This window comes from Cupriavidus sp. FW305-27, assembly GCF_058787995.1.
This window is the reverse complement of record NZ_JBYTAG010000126.1, coordinates 1-6,257: the sequence shown is the minus strand read 5'-3', so window position 1 is coordinate 6,257 and position 6,257 is coordinate 1. Positions and strand designations below refer to the sequence as shown.

Annotated in this window: 7 protein-coding genes and 1 pseudogene; 4 read left to right on the top strand and 4 right to left on the bottom strand. The window is 66.6% G+C overall.

Annotation, left to right across the window (positions count from 1 at the left end):
• From ftsL to coq7, 4 genes are all read right to left on the bottom strand, one after another.
• A partial coding sequence (gene ftsL, locus AC3WRI_RS32710) for a cell division protein FtsL (RefSeq protein WP_492294990.1) occupies positions 1–284 on the bottom strand: 284 nt, incomplete at its 3' end.
• On the bottom strand, positions 281–1,282 hold the full coding sequence (gene rsmH / locus AC3WRI_RS32705) for a 16S rRNA (cytosine(1402)-N(4))-methyltransferase RsmH (RefSeq protein WP_010814777.1): 1,002 nt from the start codon (positions 1,280–1,282) through the stop codon (positions 281–283). The genes rsmH and ftsL, both read right to left, overlap by 4 nt.
• 7 nt (positions 1,283–1,289) lie before the next feature.
• Positions 1,290–1,718, bottom strand: a complete 429-nt coding sequence (mraZ, locus tag AC3WRI_RS32700) for a division/cell wall cluster transcriptional repressor MraZ (protein WP_010814778.1) — start codon at positions 1,716–1,718, stop codon at positions 1,290–1,292.
• A 418-nt stretch (positions 1,719–2,136) separates the two neighbouring features.
• A complete protein-coding gene (gene coq7 / locus AC3WRI_RS32695) occupies positions 2,137–2,760 on the bottom strand; it encodes a 2-polyprenyl-3-methyl-6-methoxy-1,4-benzoquinone monooxygenase (RefSeq protein ID WP_010814779.1) in 624 nt (207 codons plus the stop codon).
• Positions 2,761–3,098: 338 nt separating this feature from the next.
• Here coq7 and AC3WRI_RS32690 point away from each other — a divergent pair, with 338 nt between their 5' ends.
• From AC3WRI_RS32690 to AC3WRI_RS32675, 4 genes and pseudogenes are all read left to right on the top strand, one after another.
• Positions 3,099–4,238, top strand: coding sequence for a porin (locus tag AC3WRI_RS32690; protein WP_010814780.1), 1,140 nt, complete (start codon positions 3,099–3,101; stop codon positions 4,236–4,238).
• Between the two features lie 170 nt (positions 4,239–4,408).
• Positions 4,409–5,410 (top strand): tripartite tricarboxylate transporter substrate binding protein, encoded by a 1,002-nt coding sequence (locus AC3WRI_RS32685; protein WP_010814781.1) that lies wholly within the window; start codon positions 4,409–4,411, stop codon positions 5,408–5,410.
• A gap of 130 nt (positions 5,411–5,540) precedes the next feature.
• Positions 5,541–6,044 carry a MarR family winged helix-turn-helix transcriptional regulator gene (locus AC3WRI_RS32680; RefSeq protein ID WP_010814782.1) on the top strand — a complete coding sequence of 168 codons (504 nt, stop codon included), beginning with the start codon at positions 5,541–5,543 and terminating at the stop codon, positions 6,042–6,044.
• Positions 6,041–6,257 (top strand): annotated as a pseudogene (locus AC3WRI_RS32675) (hypothetical protein); the annotation flags it as partial. The gene AC3WRI_RS32680 and the pseudogene AC3WRI_RS32675, both read left to right, overlap by 4 nt.

Genomic DNA, 6,257 nt, shown 5'->3' with positions numbered 1-6,257 from the left:
GCCTCGGCAGGCGGCGGCAGCACGATGCCGGACAGATACTGGGTCTTGCCGGGGTTGACCGGCGCCATCTTCAGCTGCGCGCGCGCCGCGTCGGCGATGCGCGCGCTCTTGCCCAGCGCGCTCTGCTGGTACTGCAGGCGCGACCAGTCGATATCGAGCTGCTTCTCTTCAGCCTGGGCCCGCTCCAGCGCGACGAACAGCGTGCGCGCCTGGTGCTGCGCGCTCACCAGCGACAGCGCGCACAGGATCAGCGCGGCCAGCAGGAAGAAGGTCAGGCGGTTCATGCGCGTGCGCCTCCGCCGGCAGTGGTCGCGGCAGGGGCCAGCTTCTCGGCCACGCGCATCACGGCCGAGCGCGCGCGCGGGTTGGCGGCCACCTCTTCAGGGCCCGGCTTGTAGCGGCCGAGCAGGCGCAGCGTCGGTTGCGGCAGGTCGGCCGCGCGCAGCGGCGCGCGCCGCAGCGCCGGGTCGGCATCCTGCTGGGGACGGGCGTGCGCCGCCATGAACCGCTTGACGATGCGGTCCTCCAGCGAGTGGAAGCTGATCACCACCAGGCGCCCTCCGACCTGCAGCAGTTCATACGCCGCCTTCAGCCCTCTTTCGAGGTCCTCAAGCTCTTGATTGACGTGAATCCGTAGAGCCTGAAAGGTGCGGGTCGCAGGGTCCTGACCCTTCTCGCGTGTTTTGACGGCTTTCGCCACGAGCGCGGCAAGGTCGGCAGTAGTGGCGATGGGTCCGCCATCGCCGGGTTCGCTCCGGCGAGCAACAATCGCCTTTGCAATCTGTACAGCAAACCGTTCTTCCCCATAGTCTCGTATCACCCTGGCAATGTCCTGCTCATCCGCCTGCGCCAGCCACTGCGCGGCAGTGATGCCGCGCGTGGTGTCCATGCGCATGTCCAGCGGGCCCTCGAAACGAAAGGAAAACCCCCTCGCCGCCTCGTCGATCTGGGGCGAGCTGATCCCCAGGTCGAGCAGCACGCCGGCGACGTGGCCGCGCCCCGACAGGCGCTCGGCCATGGCCGCAAAGCTCGCGTGCTCAATGGAGAAGCGGGCATCCTTGATGGTGCCCGCTTCTGCGATTGCTGCTGGGTCCTTGTCGAACGCAACCAGGGCCCCGTCTGGCCCCAGCCGGGCCAGCACCGCCCGGCTGTGCCCTCCCCTGCCGAAGGTGCCGTCGACGTAGACCCCGTCGGGCCGCCAGACCAAGGCGTCGACGGCCTCGTCCAGCAGCACGGTGCGATGGCGCAGGGCGGGGGTTGCCGGCGTTCCGGTTGGACTCATGACCTCGTCAGAAAGAGAAATTCTTCAATGCTTCGGGCATGCCCTGCGCCATCGCCTGCTGTTCCTTGGCGGCGTAGGTCGCGGCATCCCACACTTCGAAATGGCTGCCCATGCCGAGCAGCATGACTTCTTTGTCGAGCATGGCGGCACTGCGCAACTCCGGGGCGATCAGCACCCGGCCCGCGCCGTCCATTTCCACGTCGGCGGCGTTGCCCAGGAAGATGCGCTTCCACCAGTGCGCATCCATCGGCAGCGCTGCAATGCGCGTGCGGAAGGTTTCCCACTCGGGCCGGGGAAACAGCAACAGGCAGCCATCCGGGTGCTTGGTCAGCGTCACCCGGCCCTCGGCCTGCTGTTGCAGCGCCTCGCGGTGCCGGGACGGAATGGACATCCGTCCCTTGGCATCCAGCGAGAGTGCCGATGCTCCCTGAAACAAGCTTGCTCCCGGTCCATGCCGGCCGGTTGTCGGCCAGCATGCGCGTGAATCCCTTCTGTTCCGACTATGGCGACATCATCCCACGGTCGGGGCCCAATTTCACACAAAAATACACTTCCTCACACTATTTCCCACTTTAGAGGAAGCGATATGGCGGGTCAAGGCTGGTTGCAGGGCAGCAAACGAGTTTTTTTGAATAAGAACAATGACTTAGCGCGCACACCTCACGCACCGAAAAAGTGAATCCTTAATGAAATGAAGATCTTAGGGAGGAAAGCCGAGAAACCACCTGAGAACCACTTGCGGAGGAACTGCCGGCGGCACGGGAAAGACCTGCCCGTCGCGCGAAGGAAGGATACAACAATTGCCCGCCAGCCCCGCCGGAATCAGGGCCGGCGGGGGGGCAGGCAGGGCCGGCTCAGATCCGGTAGGCGGCGGTGGTCATCACGCGCGAGGCGCCGCGCATCAGCGCCCGCACCGGGGCAGGTAACGGGATCCCGCCGGCATCGCGCGCGGCGTTGCCGTGGCGGATCTCGTCGTCGCGCATCTGCTCGAGGATGGCACGCGAGCGGCCGTCGGCCTCGGGCAGGCGGTCCAGGTGCCCGCCCAGGTGGTGCTCGACCTGGCGCTCGGTCTCGGCGACGAAGCCCAGGCTGACGCGGTCGCCGGCGCGGCCGGCCATCCAGCCGATGGCGAAGGCGCCGGCGTACCACAGCGGGTTGAGCAGGCTCGGGCGCGAGCCCAGCTCGCGCAGGCGCTCGGCGCACCAGGCCAGGTGGTCTTCCTCTTCGCGCGCGGCGGCATCCATCTGCGCGCGCACCGCGCCGTCGCGCGCGGTGAGCTTCTGGGCCTGGTACAGGGCCTGCGCGCAGACCTCGCCGACATGGTTGATGCGCATCAGCCCGGCCACGTGGCGGCGTTCATCGGCGCTCATCTGTTCGGTGTCCGGCGCCAGCCGGTCAGCCGGGTTGGCGCGCGCGGTGCGCGTGGCGCCGGCAATGGCGCGCAATGCCACGTCGAATTCTTTGATCAGGGTGTCCATGTCGCAGAGGCAGTTGGTCTTCGTTCCCGGCAGTCCCTGCGATCGTGGGGTGCGCAGCTGCGGCTGCGGTACGCACAGGGGGCCATCGGGATTACCCGCATTGTAGCTTGCCTCTAATCGGCGCCAACCCGCATCCCGCCTTGCATTGATGCGCCCGGCTACTCAGAAACCCTGAGTTGTTAAAAGAAGACAAGGGGGATTGGCCTGAGTAGTGAATTAAGGGTTGTTTGTTACAGTACTTCGCAACTTCCCAGGAAGTTTGACGCACGGGGGATGGAGACCAACAGGAGGTTCTCCCGGGCCGTCACCAATAATTCTTACAGTGGAGATCAACGAGCATGAAGAAATCGCTTCTGGCGCTGGCAGCGCTTGGCGCATTTGCTGGGGCGGCGCAGGCCCAATCGAGCGTCACGCTCTACGGTGTGGTGGATGCCAACATCGAGTACGTGAGCAATATGTCGAGCGTCACGCCGTCGGCGGCCAACGGATTTGCGACCGGCCCGTCGGAGAACCTCTTCCGCATGTCGTCCGGCGGCCTGTCCGGTTCGCGTTGGGGCCTGCGTGGCGTGGAAGACCTGGGCAGCGGCCTGAAGGCACTGTTCGTGATGGAAAGCGGTTTCGGCCTGGACGACGGGCGCTCGCAGCAAGGCGGCCGCCTGTTCGGTCGTCAGGCTTATGTCGGCCTGGAAAGCGCCCAGGTGGGCCGCGTGACCTTCGGTCGCCAGTACACCTCGCTGTTTGACATGATGGCCAATTTTTCGCCGACCGGCTATGCCACCCAGTACGAGCCGGTGGTCGCTCAACTGGGCCTGAACTTCCGTTCGGACAACACCGCCAAGTACACCGGCAAGTTCGGCCCGGTGACCGCGGTCGCGCACTGGTCGTTCGGTAACGGCGTTGCCGGCGGTGGCGAAGTCGCCGGCCAGTTCCGCCGCGACACCGGCTACGGTGCCGGCGTGTCGTGGTCAGCCGGCCCGTTCGGCATCAGCGGCGCCTATGACCAGTACAACCCGACCCTGAACGCCGCCGGCGGCACCGGCGAATTCAAGAAAGCCGCGGTCGCTGCCAGCTATGCCTTCGGTCCGGCCAAGCTGATGGCTGGCTATCGCTGGGGCATGAGCAAGCATGTGAACGACAATACGATCCTGAAGGACAACTACTACTGGGTCGGTGCCAACTACCAGGTCACGCCGGCACTGGGCCTGACGCTCGCGTACTACTACGACGACGTCAAGAACTTCAACCCGGCCGCCGCCACCGTCAACACCACCAACAACATCAAGAACCCCTGGCAGATTTCGTTCGTGGCCGACTACAACCTGTCCAAGCGCACCGACGTGTACCTGACCACGGCCTTCTCGAAGAACGCCGGCCTGAACTTCGACACCTCGGCGATCAGCTTCGCCAATGGTTACTTCCTGGGTACCGGCGAAGACAAGATGATTGGCGCCGCCATCGGCATCCGCCACAAGTTCTGATCGCCAGTCGCAAGGCTGAGCTTGAAAGGCACCTTCGGGTGCCTTTTTTCATTGGCGCGGCGCTGCAGCCCCATAGGGCATCACCTCATCGGCGCCACTGCGGGCGCCGACTAGAATGCACTGACCATAGCCCCCAGGTACCGAGAGCGGGCCACACCAGGAGACCACCCATGCAACCCACTCGCCGGCGCGTCGTTGCGCTGCTGCTGTCCGCCAGCCTTGCCGCGCTCGCCAGCCAGTCGGCGCTGGCCGCAGACCCGTACCCGGCCAAGCCGATCCGGCTGGTGGTGCCCTTTGCCGCCGGCGGCACCACCGACATCCTGGCCCGCGCCGTGGCCGCAGAGCTGGCCAGGCTGCCGGGCTGGAACGTGGTGGTCGACAACAAACCCGGTGCCGGCGGCAATATCGGCGCGGACATCGTCGCCAAGGCCGCTCCGGACGGCTACACGCTGCTGATGGGCACCGTGGGCACCCATGGCATCAACCAGTCGCTGTACGGCAAGCTGCCGTTCGATCCGATCAAGGACTTCGCCCCGATCACCGAGGTGGCGGCCGTGCCCAACGTGCTGGTGCTGAACCCGGTGTTTGCGCAGCAGAACAAGATCGACAGCGTCAAGGACCTGATCACTTACGCGCGCGCCAATCCCGGCAAGATCAACATGGCCTCCAGTGGCAACGGCACCTCGATCCACCTGGCCGGGGAGTTGTTCAAGACGCAGACCCGGACCTTCATGGTCCACTTCCCGTACAAGGGCAGCGGGCCGGCGCTGACGGACCTGGCCGGGGGCACCATGCAGGTGATGTTCGACAACCTGCCGTCGTCGATGGCGCTGATCAAGAGCGGCAAGCTCAAGGCGCTGGCGGTGACCAGCGCCAGGCCCTCGCCGGCGCTGCCGGGCGTGCCAACCATTGCCCAGGCTGCGGGCCTGCCTCAGTATGAAGCCAGCTCCTGGTTCGGCATGCTGGCGCCGGCCGGCACGCCGCCGGACGTCATCCACCGCATCCAGCAGGAAGTGGCCAAGGCGCTGAACGCCCCGGCCGTGCGCGAACGCCTGCAGGCGCAGGGCGCCGAGCCTGTCGGCAACACGCCGGAGCAGTTCGCCGCGTTCATCCGCGCCGAGACCGCCAAGTGGGCCAAGGTGGTCAAGGATTCCGGCGCCAAGGTGGATTGACGCCGATTTGATCGCCGGCAGGGCGGCGGCGCGTATCGCGCATATACTTGAGGCATCAAATGTCGGCTGCCCGCCCCGTGGGCGGCCCCTGGCGGCCGCGGCCGCACACCTGCGCACCGATGCACTGAAGATGCCAAACCCATCCCCTGCCGCCGGCGCCGACAGCGCGCCGGTCGACCTTGAAACCCGTGCCGACCAGACCGAGCACGAAGCCCTGCGGCTGTGGTTGCGGCTGTTGACCTGCACCACCCTGATCGAGGGCGATATCCGTTCGCGGCTGCGCCAGGATTTTGCCTGCACGCTGCCGCGCTTCGACCTGATGGCACAGCTCGACCGCCATCCGGAAGGCCTGAAGATGGGCGAGCTGTCGCGCCGCATGATGGTGACCGGCGGCAACGTCACCGGCATCACCGACCAGCTGCAGCAGGAAGGCCTGGTCTCACGCGAGGCCCTGCCCACTGACCGCCGTGCCTACCTGATCCGCCTGACCCCGGCCGGGCGCGCCGCGTTCTCGCGCATGGCGCGCGCGCATGAGGACTGGATCGGGCAACTGTTCTCGGGCCTGGCCGAGACCGACCGGCGCGCCCTGTTCCGACTGCTTGGCCGGCTCAAGACCGGCCTGATCTCGCCATGAAGACCCGGCCCTATCTTGTCCTGTGCGGCCTGCTGCCGGTGCTGGCTGCCTGCAGCAGCACGCCGCAGCCGCCGCAGGTCACGCCGGTGAACGCCACCATCAAGCTTGGCCGCGTCACCGAGAAGACGTTCCTGACCCGCCTGGACGTGGCCCAGGTGCCCCCGTACTACGGCGGCGGCACCAGCGTCGGCGTGGGTGCCGCCGCCGTAGTAC